This window comes from Rhizobium sp. IY2 (genome assembly GCF_047532935.1).
Lineage (GTDB): Bacteria > Pseudomonadota > Alphaproteobacteria > Rhizobiales > Rhizobiaceae > Rhizobium > Rhizobium anhuiense.
In genome coordinates, this window is the sequence record NZ_JBLKNU010000003.1 from 18383 (window position 1) to 35183 (window position 16801).

Below are 16801 nucleotides of genomic sequence, written 5' to 3' on the forward strand. Positions count from 1 at the left end.
AGTGGCATTGAAAGGGCAGGCGACGGATTGCAGGCCCTTGTCAGCGCTATTGCACAGTCCATTGCCCGATGTCGTCGCGTTCGCCGATCAGCGCCAGGCCATGGGCGATCGACAACAACTCGCCGCCGCTTTCGATCCGGTCGCGCTCGAAGCGTTCGGTGAAGATGCGGCGCACCGCCGGTACGAAGGAGGTACCGCCGGTCAGGAACACCTTGTCGATCTCCGAGGGCTTCGTCTCGGTCTTCTCGAGCACGTCGTCGAGTGCACCTTCGATGCGGGCGAGATCCTCGGCGATCCAGCCTTCGAAGTCGCTGCGCTTGATGCTGCGACGCCCGCCGCGACCGAGCGGTGCGAAATCGAAAGGCGCCTCTTCCGAGGCCGAGAGCGCCATCTTCGTCGCCGACACCGCCTGATAGAGCGGGTAACCCTCGTCATGGTCGATGAGGTCGATGAAGATTTCGAGCTTTTCCGGTTCCAGGCTGGTGCGCACCAGCTTCTTCAGATCCTCGAATTCGCGCGTGGTCTTGAAGATCGACAGCTGGTTCCAGCGGCCGAAGCTGGAATAGTAGTTGGACGGCACTTCGAGAATCTTGTCGAAGCTCTTGAAATGGCTGCCCTTGCCGATCAGCGGCGCGACGATGTTGTCGATCATCCTGTAGTCGAAATGGTCGCCGGCGACGCCGACGCCGGAATGGCCGATCGGCGTTGCCGTCAGCCTGCCGGCAACGGTCTCGAAGCGGATCAGCGAATAGTCGGTCGTACCGCCGCCGAAATCGGCGACCAGCACGGTGGCATCCTGCTTCAGGTTCTGCGCGAAGTAGAAGGCGGCGGCGACCGGCTCATAGACATAGTGGATTTCGGGAAAGCCGAAGCGCGACAGCGCCTCGTTGTAGCGCTCGGTCGCCAGCGCCGGATCGGGGCTGGCGCCGGCAAAATGCACTGGACGGCCGGTGACGATGCGGCTGACTTGGGAAGGCCAGTTGTCGCCGGCATAGTTGCGCAGGCGCCTGATAAAGATCTCCATCAGATCTTCGAAATTATGCCGCTTGGCGAAGATCAGCGTGCCCTGGAACAGGGCGCTCGCCGCAAAGGTCTTGATCGATTGCAGGAAGCGGCATTCGCCGGGATTGTCGATGAACTGCCGGATCGCCGCATGGCCCGCCTCCACCTTCAGTGCCGAGGCGCCGAGCTGCGCATCCTTCATGAAGGACAGCGCCGTGCGCATGCTGTCGGCTGTGCCCGCGGTGCTCGTGAACGCCATCGAGCGCGTCGCCCCGCCATCCGCCATGGCGAGAACCGTATTCGTCGTGCCGAAGTCCAAACCCAGCGCCTGAGCCATGCCCGCACCTCTTCATGCCGATTGTTATTGGAGACGGAGCGTTGCTCCGCAAGGGCGTGCTACCGCCCGGATCAAGGAGGGCGGGTGATGCCACAGAGGCGTGACACATTCAAGAGGAGCGAAAGTTGATGTGATCGAGGCGCACTTCTTCTCCCGGTTGGAAGAAGAAGTGCGCCGCAAGAAGGGTCAATCGGCAATGCCGAACTCAGTGGGCCGTCATCATTCGGCAGCCATTGCCCTTGCCTCCTGCACCTGCACCTCCGGTTCCTCGCCCTTCTTTCCGCCGATCAGCCGGCCGAGGTAGTTTCCGAAGCGGTCCATCTCGACGAAGATGACCGGGGTGATGAACAGCGTCAGCATCTGCGAGACAACAAGGCCGCCGACGACGGCGATGCCGAGGGGCTGGCGCAGCTCCGAGCTTGCGCCGGTGCCGAGCGCGATCGGCAAGGCGCCGAGCAGGGCGCAGAAGGTCGTCATCATGATCGGCCGGAAGCGTCGCACGCAGGCCTCGTGGATCGCCGCCGTCGCCTTTTCTCCGGTGGTGCGCATGGTCTCCACCGCCACGTCGATCATCATGATCGCATTCTTCTTGACGATGCCGATCAGCATCAACAGGCCGATAAGGGCGATGATCGACAGGTCGAAGCCCATGATCTTCAACGCCAGCAGCGCACCGAAGGCGGCGGCCGGCAGGCCGGAGAGAATGGTGAGCGGATGGATGAAGCTTTCATAGAGCACGCCGAGCACGACGTAGATGGTCAGAATGGCCGCCAGGATCAGATAGGGCGTGTTGCCCTGCGACTGCTCGAAGATCTCGGCCGTACCGCCATAGGAGGTAAAGACATCAGCCGGCGTGGCGATGTCCTTCTTGATCTGATCGATCGCCGCCGTCGCATCGCTGAGCGAGACGCCTTCCGGCAGGTTGAAGGAAACGGTGGTCGAGACCAACTGGCCGGTCTGGTTGATGGTGACCGGGCCGGTGGTGCGCTGGACATGCGCGAAGTTCGAAAGCGGCACCAGGCTGCCATTGGACGAGGCGACACGGATCTCCGACAGCTTCTGGTCGTCCCAGGGTTTGCTGGTGTCGTATTCGACGATGACGTCGTAGCTGTCGCCGGTCGATTGGATTTCCGCCGCTGAATAGCCGCTGAAGGATTCCTGCAGCGTCGTGCGCAGCGTGTCGTTGTCGATCCCGTAGGCGGCTGCCCGCTCGGTGTCGATGACGATATTGGCCTGCAGGGCGTTGTTCTGGGCGTCCGACGTCACGTCGGTGAACAGCCGGTCCTTGCGCATTGCCGCCTGGATCTTGCCGGCCCAGAGGTTGGTCTGATCGGCACTCAGCGCCTGCACCACCAGCTGATACTGGCTGGCGGTCTGCCGGCCGCCGAAGCGCAGGCTCTGGTTCGGCGTCACGAAGGCCTGCAGTCCGGGGATCTTGTTGATCGCCGTGCGCAGCTCGCGCAGCGTCTGGTCGAGCGGCGGGCGCTCCGTCTTGTCCTTGAGCTCGACGAACATCGAGCCGTTGTTCTGCGGTTTGTTCGGGTTACCGCCGATCGTCGACATCACGTGGTTGACCGCCGGATTGGCCTTGACGGCCGCTGCCGCCTGCTGCTGCAGCGCCTCCATGGCGGAATAGGAAATATCCTGGCGGGCCTGCGTACTGATCGTCAGGCGGCCGATATCCTCCTGCGGGAAGAAGCTCGTCGGCAGCGTCATGAAGAAATAGACCGTCAGCGCCACCGAGCCGAGGAAAATCCCGAGGATCGTCAGGCGATGTCGAAGGCACCAGCCGACCGCCCTGTCATAGCCGTTGAGCGTTCGCTCGAAGCCGGCATCGAAGATGCGTATGAGCAGCGGCGGGCGGCTGTGATTGTTGGACAGCCGCGATCCGAGCATGGGCGTCACGGTCAGCGAGACGACGGCCGACGAGATGATGGCGATGGCGACCACCATGCCGAATTCGTTGAACACGCGGCCGACGACGCCGCCCATCAGCAGGATCGGGATGAAGACGGCGATCAGCGAAACCGACATGGAAATGATGGTGTAGCTGACTTCGCCCGCACCCTTGATCGCCGCTTCCCGCACCGGCATGCCTTCCTCGACATGGCGCAGGATGTTTTCGAGCATGACGATCGCGTCGTCCACCACCAGCCCCACCGCGAGCGTCAGCCCGAGCAGCGAGATGTTGTCGATGCTGTAGCCGAGCACATACATCATGCCGAAGGTCGAGATCAGCGACAGCGGAACGGCAAGTCCCGGAATGATCGTTGCCGTGGCATGGCCCGTGAAGAGGTAGATGACGAGAACGACGAGACCGATCGTCAGGAGCAGTGTGAACTTCACATCGGCAATGGCGGCGCGAATGGGTTTCGCGGCATCGTTCATGACGACGGTGTTGACCGAAGGCGGAATTTCGGCGTGAAGCTGCGGCAGCTTGGCGTTGATTGCATCGACAACATCGACCGTATTGGCATCCGGCTGACGCTGGATGGCGAGGATGATGCCGCGCTGGCCGTCATACCAGCTGCCGGTATATTGGTTCTCGACGCTGTCCTGCACATCGGCGATATCGCCAAGGTGGATCGGCGCGCCGTTCGGATTGGCAATGACCAGCGAGCGGAACTGTTCGGCGTTGGTGCGCTGCGTATTCGCGGTGATCGTCATGCTCTGCGAGTTGTTCTGCAGCGTTCCGACAGGCTGCTGGCTGTTGGCGGCAGCAAGCGCCTTGTTGACGGTGTCGATGCCGATGCCGCGGGTCAAAAGCTTGTTGGGATCGACCTCGACGCGCACGGCATAGGTCTGCGCGCCATAGACGCTGACCTGGGCAACGCCCGGAAGCGTGGAAAGCGACGGTGAGATGATGTCCTCGGCGATCTCGTCGAGCTTGCTGCGCGGCATGGTGTTGCTCTGCACCGAAAGCAGCATGACCGGCGCATCGGCCGGGTTCGTCTTGCGATAGCTCGGCGGCGTCGTCAGATTGTCGGGCAGTTGCCGGGTCGCATGCGAAATCGCCGCCTGCACGTCGGCTGCGGCCGCGTCGATATCGCGGTTGAGGTCGAACTGCAGCACGATGCTGGTGCTGCCGAGCGAACTGGAGGCGCTGATTTCGCTGATCCCGGGAATGGTCTCGAACTGCTTGATCAGCGGCGTCGAAACCGCGGTCGCCATCGTCTGCGGTGAGGCGCCGCTCAACTGCGCCGAAACGTTGATCGTGGGAAAGTCGACCTGCGGCAGCGCCGCGACCGGCACGAGCTGGTAACCGGCAAGGCCGGCCAGAATGACGCCGATGGCAAGCAGCGTCGTCGCAACGGGGCGCTGGATACAGAAATTGGGGATCATTGCTGAGCTCCGACCGTGATCGTCTCGGACTGCTGCTGCCGAGGCTCTTCGGCCGAGGCGACATCGAGCGTCTTTTCGTCGAACTGCTCGTTGATCGCCTGCTGGTCGCTGAGCTGGCCCTGACCCTCGACGACGACATGGTCGCCGGCCTGAAGGCCGGACTCGATGGCAGTGAAGCCGCCGTTTGCACGGGCGATGGTGACGGGGGTCAGATGCGATTTGCCGTCCTTGGCGACGAAGGCGAAGAAGCCGTCGGGACCGGGGCTGACGGCAACCGTGGGTACGACCACCTGCTGTTCGTCATTGTTGAAATGCACGACGATATTGACCGACTGGCCGGGCCAGAGCGCACCGGAGGCATTCTCGAATTTCGCCTTGGCGAGGATCGTGCCCGATGCCGTGTCGACCGTGTTGTCGTAGAAGCTGATCTCGCCCTTGCGAACTTGCCCCTTGGTGGAACTGGGAGCGGTGCTGACCTCGACCGGACCGGCTGCCAGGGCTTTCTTCAGCACACGCAGATAACGTTCCTGCAGGTGGAATTTCACATAGATCGGATCGTATTTCGCGATGGTGACGATTGCCGAGCCGGCATTGAGGAAGGCGCCCTTGCTGATAACGATATCGCCGAGCCGGCCGTCGAAGGGAGCGCGGATGTCGGTGTTCTCGAGGATGATCTGATCGGAAGCAAGGGAGGCCTTGTCGGCATCGACGGTGGCCGCGGCGGTGTCGCGGGCGGCGACTGCCTGGTCGAGGCTCTGCTGGGTGCCGGCCTTCTGGTTGAAGAGATCCTGCGCGCGCGTCAATGCGGTCTCGGATTCCGAAAGAGTTGCCGTGTCGCGCACGATCATCGCATTGTCCTTGTCGACAGCCGCCTTGGCCGTCCGGTCGTCCAGCTTGGCGATCAGGTCGCCGGTTTTGACGGTCGCCCCATCCTGCGCATGGATGCTGACGATCAGGCCCTGTTCCTGTGCGGCGATGGTCGTATTGTCATCGGCATCGGCCCAGCCGGAAGCCGTCACATCCGTCGGCAGCGTCGTTTTCACCGCTGCGACTGTTTTGACGACGGTCGGGCCGCCGCCGCCGCGTCTGCGCCCGCCGCCCTGATGTTGCCCACCGTTCTGCGCTTGATCGGTTTGCGCCTGATCGGCCTGTGCCTGCTGCCCGCCGCCATTGCCGGCTGCCGGCTGCTTGATGAACTGCGAGAGGTAGGGGATGCGGGAGGCATAAGGGATCAGATTCCCGAATTGCCAGACGCCGACGGCGGCAACTGCGATAACGCTGACGGTGATCCAAAATTTCTTCATGGGCGAGACCGGTCTTTGGGCAAGGTTGCGGGGGGCAAGGTTGCGAATTTTATGCTCTGATTGAGCCGCTTATATTGCGGCGCAAAAAAGACACAATTCCCGGGACGCGATCACTAAGTGGTTATAACGGCTTAAATTTTTGTAATGAATATTCCGTAATATTCAAATTATACTAATATAGATCCAGTGTAACCCGATGCCGCTCGGCGGCAGAGGCGCGGGCGGTTCGCCAGGCGACGATATCGACCTGCATGTCGGCCATAGCGCGGGAAAAACACGGAAAAAAACCAGAGAAGGCAGGTCGTCATGACTGAGTTGGACGCCAGCGAGTTTCGCTCTCTCATCACAAGCGTGTTTCCTGAACTCACGGCCTCCGTCTTCAAGCTGGCGGCGAAGGGCTGGGATTCGATGGCGGTTGACGTCGACGACACGCTGATCTTCAAGTTTCCCCGCAATCTCGGCGCCGAAAGAGCGCTTCAGAAGGAAGCCGCCTTGCTCGACATCGTTCGGCCGTCGCTGTCGATGGCGGTTCCAGACATGCGCATTCATGACGGGCCGCCGATCTTCTCCAGCCATGCCAAGCTCGACGGCGAACATCTCATTGCCGAAGATTACGACGCGCTTCGCGAAGGCGATCGTCAGCACCTCGCAGAAGATCTCGCCCGTTTTTACGCCGAGTTGCACGTGCTCGATGCCGATCGGCTGCGCTCGGCCGGTGCCGGCCCCATTCAGCCATGGCAATCGCCGGAGGCGGTGCGAACGAGGGCCTTGCCGCTGCTGCCGCCGGACATCAAGAGCTTTGCCCAGGCCATCATTTCCGATTTCGAAGCCTTGCCGCCCGATCCTTTTGGCAGCATCTACGGCTTCTTCGACGGCCATGGCTGGAACATGGCCTTCGACCATAGGCAAAAGCGGCTGAACGGCATTTATGATTTTGCCGATTCAGGCTTTGGCCCGTTGCACCAGGAATTCATCTATTCGAACTTCATCTCGCCCGATCTGACCGCCCGCATCGTATCGGCATATGAAATGCTGACCGGACGCAGGCTCGACCGGCGGCGCATTGCGATCCTGACGGGTTTCCATCGCCTTTCCGAACTCGCCGAACTGGCGGACGATCCGGCGAACGTCGAACAGATGATCCGAAGTGTGGCCACATGGGCGGCGGCCGCCCGCGTCGGCTGAGAGGCGATGGTCAGACGGACCGTGCCGCGCCGCCGTCGCAGCGGATGAGCGAGCCGGTGATGTAGCTTGCCGGCTGGCTGCACAGGAAGGCAGCCGTTGCGGCAAATTCCTCCACCTTGCCGTAGCGGCCGACCGGAATGCGCGCTTCTTTGTCGGCGCGGATTTCTTCGAGGCTCTTGCCCGTTCGCTTAGCCGCAGCCCCGTCGAGATCGTCGAGCCGGGCCGTCAGGATGCTGCCCGGTAGCAGCAGGTTGGTGGTGATGCCGAAGCCTGCGACTTCGGAGGCAAGCGTCTTGCTCCAGCCGGCAAGGGCCGGGCGCAGCGTATTCGACAGCGCCAGATTGGCGATCGGTTCGATCACGCCGGATGAGGCAACCGTCAGGATGCGGCCCCAGCCCTGCGCCTTCATGCCGGGCAGCAGCGCGTTGGTGAGCGTGATTACGCGGGCGACCATGGAGAAGAAATAGGTCTCGAGCTTTTCGCCCGTCATCTCCTCCGTCGTGCCCGGCGTCGGTCCGCCGGTATTGTTGACGAGGATATCGAGCCCGCCGAACTTTTCCTTCACCGCCGTCGTCGCCATCTCGACGAAGCGTTCGTCGCCGAGATCGGCCCAGATCCAGTCGGCCCGGCCTTTGCCTTCGCTGTTGATCGCCTTGCAATTGGCTTCCAGCTGTTCGCCGCTGCGCCCGCAGAGCAGCACGTTCGCGCCTTCCCGCGCCAGCGCCACGGCGATGCCGAGGCCGAGGCCGCGCGAGGAGGCGAGGACAAGCGCCCGTTTGCCTGTGATGCCGAGATCCATGATATCCTCCGATATTTTTCCAGCGATGTATAAGGCGCAAGCAGCGGAAAAGGAAAGGGAATGTCGCCGGGTTGGTGGCGTTTGATAATTGACGTTAACGTAAACGTTATATAATTCTGACTGGTGAGGCATATCATTGTGCGAATTGGAAGATTGGCTGTCGTATCCCGGCTCGACAATGCTTTCTTGTTTTGACAAGAAAGTGCCATGACGGGGATGACGGCCGCGTGCGGCCAAGCGGAGACGAGTGAATGACCGAGACGACTGATCTGCCCGAACGCGAGAGCATGGAATTCGACGTTGTGATCGTCGGCGCCGGTCCGGCCGGTCTTGCGGCGGCGATCCGGCTGAAGCAGGTCAATCCGGAGCTTTCGGTCGTCGTGCTGGAGAAGGGCTCTGAGGTCGGAGCGCATATCCTGTCGGGCGCCGTCGTCGATCCGATCGGCATCGACCGGCTGCTGCCCGGCTGGCGTGAGGAGGAGGGGCACCCGTTCAAGACCGAGGTCAGCGCCGATCACTTCCTGCTGCTCGGCCCGGCCGGCTCTATTCGCCTGCCGAATGTGCTGATGCCGCCGCTGATGAACAATCACGGCAATTACATCGTTTCGCTTGGGCTCGTCTGTCGCTGGCTGGCGACCAAGGCCGAAGAACTCGGCGTCGAGATCTATCCGGGCTTTGCCGCCACCGAAGTGCTCTACAATGAAGAGGGCGCGGTGATCGGTGTCGCCACCGGCGACATGGGCATCGAGAAGAACGGCGAGCCTGGACCCAACTATACCCGCGGCATGGAGCTGCTCGGCAAATATACCCTGATCGGCGAGGGCGTGCGCGGCTCGCTCGCCAAGCAGCTGATCGCCAAGTTCGATCTGCAGAAGGATCGTGAACCGCAGAAATTCGGCATCGGCATCAAGGAACTCTGGCAGGTCAAGCCCGAGCATCACCGGCCGGGCCTGGTGCAGCACTCCTTCGGCTGGCCGCTGGGCATGAAGACCGGCGGCGGCTCCTTCCTCTATCACCTCGAAGACAATCTGGTGGCGGTCGGCTTCGTTGTCCATCTGAACTACAAGAACCCCTATCTCTATCCTTTCGAGGAATTCCAGCGCTTCAAGACGCATCCGGCCATTCGCGGAACCTTCGAGGGCGGCAAGCGGCTGTCCTATGGGGCGCGCGCCATCACCGAGGGCGGCTACCAGTCGGTGCCGAAGCTCACCTTCCCCGGCGGGGCGCTGATCGGCTGTTCGGCCGGTCTGGTCAACGTGCCGCGCATCAAGGGCAGCCACAATGCGGTGCTGTCGGGCATGCTGGCGGCCGAGAAGCTGGCGGCGGCGATCGCAGCCGGCCGCAGCCATGACGAGGTCACCGAGATCGAGAACGAATGGCGCCAGGGCGACATCGGCCGTGATCTGAAGCGGGTGCGCAACGTCAAGCCGCTGTGGTCGAAGTTCGGCACCGCCCTTGGCGTGGCGCTCGGCGGCTTCGACATGTGGACCAATACGCTGTTCGGCTTTTCGTTCTTCGGCACGCTGAAACACGGCAAGACCGATGCGCAGAGCCTGGAGCCTGCCTCGATGCACAAGCCGATCGCCTATCCGAAACCGGACGGCGTCCTGACCTTCGACCGTCTGTCCTCGGTGTTCCTGTCGAACACCAATCACGAGGAAGACCAGCCGGTGCATCTCAAGGTCAAGGACATGGGCCTGCAGAAGCGTTCCGAGCACGATATCTATGCCGGCCCGTCGACGCGCTACTGTCCGGCCGGCGTCTATGAGTGGGTGGAGAAGGACGGGCAGGATACCTTCGTCATCAACGCCCAGAACTGCGTGCACTGCAAGACCTGCGACATCAAGGACCCCAACCAGAACATCAACTGGGTGCCGCCGCAGGGCGGCGAGGGGCCGGTCTATCCGAATATGTGAGGCGGATTATCCCCGCCGCCGCCAATTTTCACGTGCTGACGCCTTCGTGATCGCTTATTGCGGGCCGTCGTTAGTCGTTCGTTAACCATAATTTCCTTAGCTTGCGACATCATGTTGACGCACTAAGGACACATTCATGACGATCTCCCGCCGGGGCTTTCTGATCGCTCTGCCGCTTTTTGTCGCCGGCTGCTCTTCGACCGGCCTGAACAGCCAGACCAATTACGCCGCACTTCCGGAAGAAAAATTTCCGCTGAAGCAGGTGCCGATCGACAAGATCAAGCCGGAGCTCCGCCGCCAGGAAGTGGCCTATGAAACCACACACGCTGCCGGCACAGTGGTGGTCGATACCCCGGCGCGCCGCGCCTACTATGTCCTCGGCGACGGCAGGGCAGTGCGTTACGGGGTGGGCGTCGGCCGCGAGGGGCTGGCCTTTGCCGGCGACGCCTATATCGGCCGCAAGGCCGAGTGGCCGAGCTGGACGCCGACCGAAAACATGCAGCGCCGCGAAGAGCGTTATCGCAAGCTTGCCGGCGGCATGCCGGGCGGCCCGAACAACCCGCTCGGTGCGCGGGCGATGTATCTCTATCGCGGCGGCGGCGACACGCATTTCCGCATTCACGGCACCAACCAGCCGCAATCGATCGGGCTTGCCATGTCGAGCGGCTGCATCCGCATGATGAACCACGACGTGATCGACCTCTATAGCCGCGTCGAGGTCGGCGCCAGGGTCGTCGTCATCCAGGCTTGACCAACATGTCTGCTGAAAAAGCCGCCGCAGCGATCGCTGTCGGCGGCTGTTGACGTGTTGGTTCCCGCTGATGGTCAATGGCGCGGCGCGGCAATACCCGTCGAAAGCGCCACCCCGATGCCGGTGATCACCGCGGCGCTGATTTCGGTGATGCCGATCGCTTCGCCGAGCAGGAATCCGCCGCCGAGGGTTGCGAGCACCGGTGTCAGCGCCGTGAAGGCGGCGGCCTGCGTTCCGCCGAGTGTTCTGACGGCGGTGCCATAAGCCAGCATGGCGACCAGGCCGGACAGAATGCCCTGGCTCAGCACCTGCAGGCCGATATCCGGGAGAGAAGCCTGCGGCAGTGAGATGCCGAAGACAAGGGCAAGCGCGCCCATGATCAGGAAGGACCAGACGGCGATCAGGGCGCTCGCCTGTACGGCGGTCAGGCCGGAGCGGCGGAAGGCATGTGTATAGCTTGCCCACAAAACGGCGCCGGCCGGCAGCAACACGAAGCTCGTCCAGGGCAGCGAGGCGTCCGCAAGGCTCTGCGTCAGCAGGATCAGTACTCCGGCGATGATCGCGGCGAGCCCGGCGATGCGCGTGCTGTCAGGTCTTTCGCGAAACAGCGCAATGCCGATCAGCGCCGCAGCGAGCGGCATCGAGCCGCCGAGCAGAATGCCTGAAGAGGCGGCGGGCGTCGAATGGATTGCCAGCGTGGTCAGCAGGAAGAAGACGGCGCCGGAACCGGCGACCATGATCGCCAGCAGGTGGAGCGGCAGGGCCTTCGGCAGCAGTCCCGTCTTCAGCCAGACGGGTGCAAGCACCAGCGCCGGAATTCCGAAGCGGATCAGTCCGATGTCGATCGAGCCGAGTGGCGTTGCGGCGCTGTGGCGGGTGACGAGAAACCATGTCGCCCAGATCAACACGGTCAGAGTGCCGCCGGCATAGCCCAACGCCTGCGACGGCGACTTGTCGTTCGTAAATGCAATGGTGGTCATCGTCCTGTCCTTTCTCTCGTCCGGAGCCTCTCCGGTTGAGAAAAGACTAGCGCTAGAGGGCAGGGCATGTCCTTGCTATCTCTGGCTCTAAAATCATGCTAGACGCAATCTTCTGCCAATCCGTGCCGACAGGGATCGCGAAAATGCCAAATCTCGATAAATTCGATATTGCCATCCTGAAGTGCCTGCAGGAGGATGCGCGCGCCACCAATGTCGAGATCGCCGAGAAGGTGAACCTTTCACCGTCGCCCTGCCTGCGCCGCATCCGCAATCTCGAACGCTCCGGCGTCATCCGCGGCTATACGGCCGATATCGATCGCAAGGAGGTCGGTCTCGGCTTGACCGTCTTCGTCGAATTCAAGGTCGTCCATCACAGCCGCGAAAATTCCGAGGCGCAGCAGAAGGCGCTGCTCGCCATCCCCGAGATCGTCTCCTGCTTCCTGATTTCGGGCACGGCCGATTTCCTCGCCGAAGTGGTGGTGGAGGATCTCGCCGCCTACGAACGGCTTCTGACGGAAACGCTGCTGACGCTGCCGAATGTCAGCGACATCCGCTCCAACTTCGCCATCCGCAGCATCAAGACGCATGGCCCGTTGAAGCTGCCCGAGGGGAAATAATTCTCCTCGGGCTTGCCGTTTTGGGCGCTACAGCAGCGTTCCGCTGAGGATGAGCAGCGCCACCGAGAAGTAGATGACGAGCCCGGTGACGTCGACCAGCGTGGCGACGAAGGGGGCCGAGGCGCTGGCCGGATCGAGCCGAAGTTTCTGCAGCACGAAGGGCAGCATCGAGCCGCAGATCGAGCCGAAGGTGACGATCCCGATCAAGGCGGCAAACACCGTGACGGCGACCATCTGCCAGTGCGGGCCGTAATCGTAGAGCCCGGCCGACTGCCAGAAGACGATGCGGACGAAGCCGACCAGGCCGAGGATCGCGCCGAGCACGATGCCGGTCGGCAGTTCGCGCAACAGCACCTTCCACCAGTCGGAAAGCTTCAGCTCGCCGAGCGCCAGGGCCCGGATGATCAGCGAGGTCGCCTGCGAACCGGAATTGCCGCCGGAGCTCATGATCAGCGGGATGAACAGCGTCAGCACCACGGCCTTTTCCAGCTCGCCTTCGAAATGCTGCATGGCGCTTGCCGTCAGCATTTCGCCGAGGAAGAGCGCGGCGAGCCAGCCGGCGCGCTTGCGGATCATGCCGGCGAAGCTGATCTTCATGTAGGGCTGGCCGAGCGCTTCCATGCCGCCGAACTTCTGCGCGGCTTCCGTCGTGTCCGATATCATCGTGTCGATCACGTCGTCGACGGTGACGATGCCGAGCACCTGCCCATGTTCGTCAATGACGGGCAGGGCGAGCAGGTCGTGCTTGCGGATCAGCCGGGCGACATCTTCCTGCTTCATCAGCGGATCGGCCGAAACCGGCGCACCCTTCTGCGCCACCGTGAGGATCGAAGCCTCCGGCTCGCCGGTGATGAGCCGGCGCAGCGTCACCACATGCATGAGCGCGTGGCTGATCTCGTCGAGCACGTAGATGGCATAGACGGTCTCGCGCGAGCGTTCGACCTGGCGCACATGGTCGAGCGTCTGGGCAACTGTCCAGCTGTCAGGCACGCTGACGAACTCAGTCGTCATGATGCCGCCGGCCGTACGTGGCGGATAGCCCATCAGGTGCTGGATCGCGATGCGCACCGGCTCGTCGAGGCTGGAGAACAGCCGGGCGCGAGTCTCGCCGTCGAGTTCGAGCAGCACGTCGGCGACGCGGTCGTTGGACATGCCGTGCAGCAGCCGTGCGGCGTCCTCCGCGCTGATCAGTGCAAGGATCTGTGCAGCGTTGCGAAGCTCCGGCCGGTCGAGAATGTTGACGGCATAGTCCAGCGGCATGCCGGACAGCACACGTCCGGCATCCTGGACGGCGAGCGCGTTCAACGCATCGACGCGTTCGGCGATCGTTGCGCCGCGGCTGTTGTTGATGAAGGCACGGGCGGCATGGCCTGCCCGAAGAGGGAAGCGATTGATATTCATGTGAGGCTCGCCTTTCCGTCGATCCGCCGTAGCGTCCGATCGGGCGAGCCGACAGGAGTCGGTCAGCGCACGAGGGCCGCGTACGGCAAAGGCAATCGACTGCTACTGTCACTTGGCATCGTGAAGATGGCTCCGTTGAAATCCGTGGCTGACAGGTGTCGGCCACGTGTTTGCTAGGTGGTCCCGAATGCGGAAAAAGTCAAGCGGGGTCAATGCTTAACGCCAGAATGTCGCACCCCGCGATGCGGCATTCCGGGCGGATGGTTTGCATGACCTTGCGGTTCCGAAAAAATACCTGCCATGCTGGCGATCTCAGAATCCTGCAAGCACCGCCTTGCCCTTCATCCTGCCGCTTTCGACCATGGCATGCGCCTTCTTGAGATTGGCAGCATTGATCGGCCCGACGATCTCCGAAAGCGTCGTGCGAATCTTTCCGGCGTCGACGAGCTCGGAAACCTTGTTCAGCAGCTTGTGCTGCTCGATCATGTCAGGCGTGCCGTAGAGCGGGCGGGTGAACATCAGTTCCCAATGAACGGAGATGGCTTTGCGCTTGAAGGGCACGATGTCGAGCGTCTTCGGGTCGTCGATCAGCGCGAAGCGGCCCTGCGGCGCAATCGCTTCGACGATGTCGCCGATATGGCTGTCGGTATTGGTGGTCGAGAAGATGAATCCCGGCGCGCCGATGCCGAGCGCTGCCACCTGTGGCGCGATCGGTTTGGAATGGTCGACGACGTGATGCGCACCGAGTCCCTTTACCCAATCCTGCGTTTCCGGCCGCGACGCGGTGGCGATCACGGTGAGATCGGTCAGCGCCCGGGCGATCTGGATGGCGATCGAGCCGACGCCGCCAGCGCCACCGACGATCAGGATGGAGCGTGCCGCTCCCGAAACTGCGTCCTGTACCTTCAGCCGGTCGAACAGGGCTTCGTAGGCTGTGATCGAGGTCAGCGGCAGGGCGGCCGCGGCCGCGAAATCGAGGCTCTTCGGTTTGGCGCCGACGATGCGCTCGTCGACGAGATGGAATTCGGCATTGCTGCCCGGACGGCTGATGACGCCGGAGTAGAATACTTCGTCGCCTGGCCGGAACAGCGTGACCTCTGCGCCAACGGCTTTGACGATACCGGCGGCGTCCCAGCCGAGCACCTTGAGCTCGTCAGCGGGTGGCGCCGAATGGGCGCGGACTTTCACATCGACGGGATTGACCGAAATGGCCTTTATTTCGACGAGCAGATCCTGACCCTTGGCCTCCGGCATCGGCAGTTCGACATCGATCAGCGAGGTCTCGGCGGAAATCGGTTGGGGCGTTTTATAAGCGACGGCGCGCATGGGAGACTCCTGTGTTAATTGCACGGAAGCTAGATGCGCACTATGTTCTGACAACGCAAGAATGCACAAATTCTGTACGTAGTACCCAAAAGGATACCGTAAAATGTCATTGCCGCGCGCCAAGCTCGTCAAGAACTTTCCCGGTTGCCCGGTCGAGGCGACGCTGACTTACCTCGATGGGAAGTGGAAGGGCGTGATCCTCTTTCATCTGATGGAAGGAACCCTGCGTTTCAACGAACTGCGCCGCAAACTGCCGGCCGTGACCCAGCGCATGCTGACCAAGCAACTGCGCGAACTGGAAGAGTCCGGTCTGGTGTCGCGCACCGTCTTTCCGGTGGTGCCGCCGCGCGTCGAATATGCAATGACGCCGCTCGGCATGACGCTGAAGCCGGTCATTCGAGCGCTCGCAGCATGGGGCGATGATTATGTCTTCTGCAGCCCGGAAGGCCGCGAGTTGCGCATGGCCTCAGACGGCCTGCGCGCTCCGGCTGCGGCGCTCGAGGTGGAACGAGGCTGCAAACACGAAGAGGCCGAGGAATGAGAGCGCTGCGCCGACATAACCGGTTGCCGCAAAACCGTAACCCCAGGCGATGACGAGGCCGCCGAGCCAGGCGCCGATCGCATTGGCGATGTTGAAGGCGGAATGGTTGGAAGCGGCGGCAAGCGTCTGCGCATCGGCGGCGACATCCATCAGCCGCGTCTGCAGCGCCGGGCCGGCGGCAAAACCGCAGCCGACGAGGAAGACGCAAAGGCCGAGCATATAGGGGTTGGCGGCGGTCAGCGAAAAGGTGGTCAGCACGACGATGTTATAGACCAACGACCCGCCGATCGTGCCGAGCAGCGACTTGTCGGCGAGCCACGAGCCGATGAAATTGCCTGCGTTCATGCCGACGCCGAAGAGAACAAGCATGATCGGGACCGCACTTTCCGGCAGCATCGCCACTTCAGTCGTCGTCGAGGCGATATAGCTGAACATCGCGAACATGCCGCCATAACCGACGGCGGCGATGCCGAGCGTCAGCCACACTTGCGGCCGGCGGAAGGCGCCGAGTTCGCGCAGGAACCCCGCTTCCTCGGAAACCTGGTCCTTCGGAACGTAGAACCAGATCAGCGCCACGGTGAGCAGGCCGAGCACGCCGACCGAGAAAAACGCCACCTGCCAGTCGAGCGACTGGCCAAAGAACGTCGTCAGCGGCGTGCCGAGGAGGGTAGCGACCGTCAGGCCGAGCATGACGCGGCCGACGGCACGGGCGCGGCGGTGCACCGGCACCATCGAGGCGGCCACAAGAGCCGCGACGCCGAAATAGGCGCCATGCGGCAGGCCGCTGATGAAACGCAGCAGGGTGAAGGTCTCGAAGGTCGGCGCCATGGCGCTTGATATATTGCCGGCGGCAAAGATCAGCATCAGGGTCAGGAGCAGCGTGCGGCGCGCCATCTTCGCGGCGAGCACGGCGATGACGGGCGCGCCGACGACTACGCCGAGCGCATAGGCGCTGATGACGTAGCCGGCCTGCGGTGTGGTGACCGAGAAAGTCTCGGCGACATTGGGCAGCAGCCCCATGATCGCAAACTCGCCGGTGCCGATGCCGAAGCCGCCGCAGGCGAGCGCCAGTTGCACCAGCGCCACTGTCGTTGCCGACGGCAGCTCTTCATCCCGGCTATCGACGGAAATATTGACGACAATCTCACTCACGAGAGCTCCTCGAGGCGGTTTCTGCTTGGAAATGGCCCTTGGCGCAGGCGCGGCCGCGAGCCGATCGTAAAATGGCGGGAGGTGGAGACCCATGTCCCCGATACTTCATCTATCCCTAACGTTCAGGCTGGCGTCGAGTGCATTTTTT

13 protein-coding genes are annotated in these 16801 nt (G+C 62.5%); 5 read left to right on the forward strand and 8 right to left on the reverse strand.

Annotated features, from left to right (window positions below):
• Positions 1-46: 46 nt before the first annotated feature.
• The 3 genes from ACMUVN_RS13710 to ACMUVN_RS13720 all read right to left on the reverse strand — a co-directional run bounded on the left by ACMUVN_RS13710 (position 47) and on the right by ACMUVN_RS13720 (position 5985).
• Positions 47-1339, reverse strand: coding sequence for an Hsp70 family protein (locus ACMUVN_RS13710; RefSeq protein ID WP_414815178.1), 1293 nt, complete (start codon positions 1337-1339; stop codon positions 47-49).
• A gap of 219 nt (positions 1340-1558) precedes the next feature.
• Positions 1559-4681: an efflux RND transporter permease subunit gene (locus tag ACMUVN_RS13715; RefSeq protein WP_414815179.1), complete on the reverse strand. Its 3123-nt coding sequence runs from the start codon at positions 4679-4681 to the stop codon at positions 1559-1561.
• Positions 4678-5985 carry an efflux RND transporter periplasmic adaptor subunit gene (locus ACMUVN_RS13720; RefSeq protein ID WP_414815180.1) on the reverse strand — a complete coding sequence of 436 codons (1308 nt, stop codon included), beginning with the start codon at positions 5983-5985 and terminating at the stop codon, positions 4678-4680. Before ACMUVN_RS13720 ends, ACMUVN_RS13715 begins: the two co-directional genes overlap by 4 nt.
• Positions 5986-6291: 306 nt before the next feature.
• On the opposite strand from ACMUVN_RS13720, the gene ACMUVN_RS13725 reads away from it, so the two are divergent.
• A complete protein-coding gene (locus ACMUVN_RS13725) occupies positions 6292-7170 on the forward strand; it encodes a phosphotransferase family protein (RefSeq protein ID WP_063474868.1) in 879 nt (292 codons plus the stop codon).
• A 10-nt stretch (positions 7171-7180) separates the two neighbouring features.
• On the opposite strand, the gene ACMUVN_RS13730 is transcribed toward ACMUVN_RS13725, so the two are convergent.
• Complete coding sequence (locus tag ACMUVN_RS13730) at positions 7181-7969, reverse strand: SDR family oxidoreductase (RefSeq protein WP_047616141.1); 789 nt, start codon at positions 7967-7969, stop codon at positions 7181-7183.
• Between the two features lie 251 nt (positions 7970-8220).
• Between ACMUVN_RS13730 and ACMUVN_RS13735 the strand changes: the two genes are divergently transcribed.
• Together ACMUVN_RS13735 and ACMUVN_RS13740 are read left to right on the forward strand one after the other, a co-directional pair.
• Positions 8221-9885, forward strand: coding sequence for an electron transfer flavoprotein-ubiquinone oxidoreductase (locus tag ACMUVN_RS13735; protein ID WP_414815181.1), 1665 nt, complete (start codon positions 8221-8223; stop codon positions 9883-9885).
• Between the two features lie 136 nt (positions 9886-10021).
• Complete coding sequence (locus ACMUVN_RS13740; protein ID WP_047616146.1) at positions 10022-10636, forward strand: L,D-transpeptidase; 615 nt, start codon at positions 10022-10024, stop codon at positions 10634-10636.
• A 74-nt stretch (positions 10637-10710) separates the two neighbouring features.
• Here the strand turns inward: ACMUVN_RS13740 and ACMUVN_RS13745 are convergent, their stop codons facing one another.
• Entirely contained in the window at positions 10711-11616 is a 906-nt protein-coding gene (locus tag ACMUVN_RS13745; RefSeq protein WP_414815182.1) for a DMT family transporter, read from the reverse strand.
• A 95-nt stretch (positions 11617-11711) separates the two neighbouring features.
• Here ACMUVN_RS13745 and ACMUVN_RS13750 point away from each other — a divergent pair, with 95 nt between their 5' ends.
• The gene (locus ACMUVN_RS13750) at positions 11712-12233 is read left to right on the forward strand and encodes an Lrp/AsnC family transcriptional regulator (RefSeq protein ID WP_174824460.1); all 522 of its coding nucleotides are present in this window, start codon (positions 11712-11714) and stop codon (positions 12231-12233) included.
• Positions 12234-12260: 27 nt separating this feature from the next.
• Here the strand turns inward: ACMUVN_RS13750 and mgtE are convergent, their stop codons facing one another.
• Complete coding sequence (gene mgtE, locus ACMUVN_RS13755; RefSeq protein ID WP_063474203.1) at positions 12261-13634, reverse strand: magnesium transporter; 1374 nt, start codon at positions 13632-13634, stop codon at positions 12261-12263.
• A gap of 312 nt (positions 13635-13946) precedes the next feature.
• Entirely contained in the window at positions 13947-14960 is a 1014-nt protein-coding gene (locus ACMUVN_RS13760; RefSeq protein WP_097542935.1) for a zinc-binding alcohol dehydrogenase family protein, read from the reverse strand.
• A 103-nt stretch (positions 14961-15063) separates the two neighbouring features.
• On the opposite strand from ACMUVN_RS13760, the gene ACMUVN_RS13765 reads away from it, so the two are divergent.
• The gene (locus ACMUVN_RS13765) at positions 15064-15501 is read left to right on the forward strand and encodes a winged helix-turn-helix transcriptional regulator (RefSeq protein WP_097542936.1); all 438 of its coding nucleotides are present in this window, start codon (positions 15064-15066) and stop codon (positions 15499-15501) included.
• Here the strand turns inward: ACMUVN_RS13765 and ACMUVN_RS13770 are convergent.
• Positions 15427-16653 (reverse strand): MFS transporter, encoded by a 1227-nt coding sequence (locus tag ACMUVN_RS13770; protein ID WP_414815183.1) that lies wholly within the window; start codon positions 16651-16653, stop codon positions 15427-15429. The genes ACMUVN_RS13765 and ACMUVN_RS13770 overlap by 75 nt on opposite strands.
• Positions 16654-16801: the final 148 nt, after the last annotated feature.

Excerpts from the sequence above, each read along its gene's own strand:
- ACMUVN_RS13710 (WP_414815178.1), bottom strand. The coding sequence starts at position 1,339 with ATGGCTCAGGCGCTGGGTTTGGACTTCGGCACGACGAATACGGTTCTC.
- ACMUVN_RS13715 (WP_414815179.1), bottom strand. The coding sequence starts at position 4,681 with ATGATCCCCAATTTCTGTATCCAGCGCCCCGTTGCGACGACGCTGCTT.
- ACMUVN_RS13720 (WP_414815180.1), bottom strand. The coding sequence starts at position 5,985 with ATGAAGAAATTTTGGATCACCGTCAGCGTTATCGCAGTTGCCGCCGTC.
- ACMUVN_RS13725 (WP_063474868.1), top strand. The coding sequence starts at position 6,292 with ATGACTGAGTTGGACGCCAGCGAGTTTCGCTCTCTCATCACAAGCGTG.
- ACMUVN_RS13730 (WP_047616141.1), bottom strand. The coding sequence starts at position 7,969 with ATGGATCTCGGCATCACAGGCAAACGGGCGCTTGTCCTCGCCTCCTCG.
- ACMUVN_RS13735 (WP_414815181.1), top strand. The coding sequence starts at position 8,221 with ATGACCGAGACGACTGATCTGCCCGAACGCGAGAGCATGGAATTCGAC.
- ACMUVN_RS13740 (WP_047616146.1), top strand. The coding sequence starts at position 10,022 with ATGACGATCTCCCGCCGGGGCTTTCTGATCGCTCTGCCGCTTTTTGTC.
- ACMUVN_RS13745 (WP_414815182.1), bottom strand. The coding sequence starts at position 11,616 with ATGACCACCATTGCATTTACGAACGACAAGTCGCCGTCGCAGGCGTTG.
- ACMUVN_RS13750 (WP_174824460.1), top strand. The coding sequence starts at position 11,712 with ATGCTAGACGCAATCTTCTGCCAATCCGTGCCGACAGGGATCGCGAAA.
- mgtE (WP_063474203.1), bottom strand. The coding sequence starts at position 13,634 with ATGAATATCAATCGCTTCCCTCTTCGGGCAGGCCATGCCGCCCGTGCC.
- ACMUVN_RS13760 (WP_097542935.1), bottom strand. The coding sequence starts at position 14,960 with ATGCGCGCCGTCGCTTATAAAACGCCCCAACCGATTTCCGCCGAGACC.
- ACMUVN_RS13765 (WP_097542936.1), top strand. The coding sequence starts at position 15,064 with ATGTCATTGCCGCGCGCCAAGCTCGTCAAGAACTTTCCCGGTTGCCCG.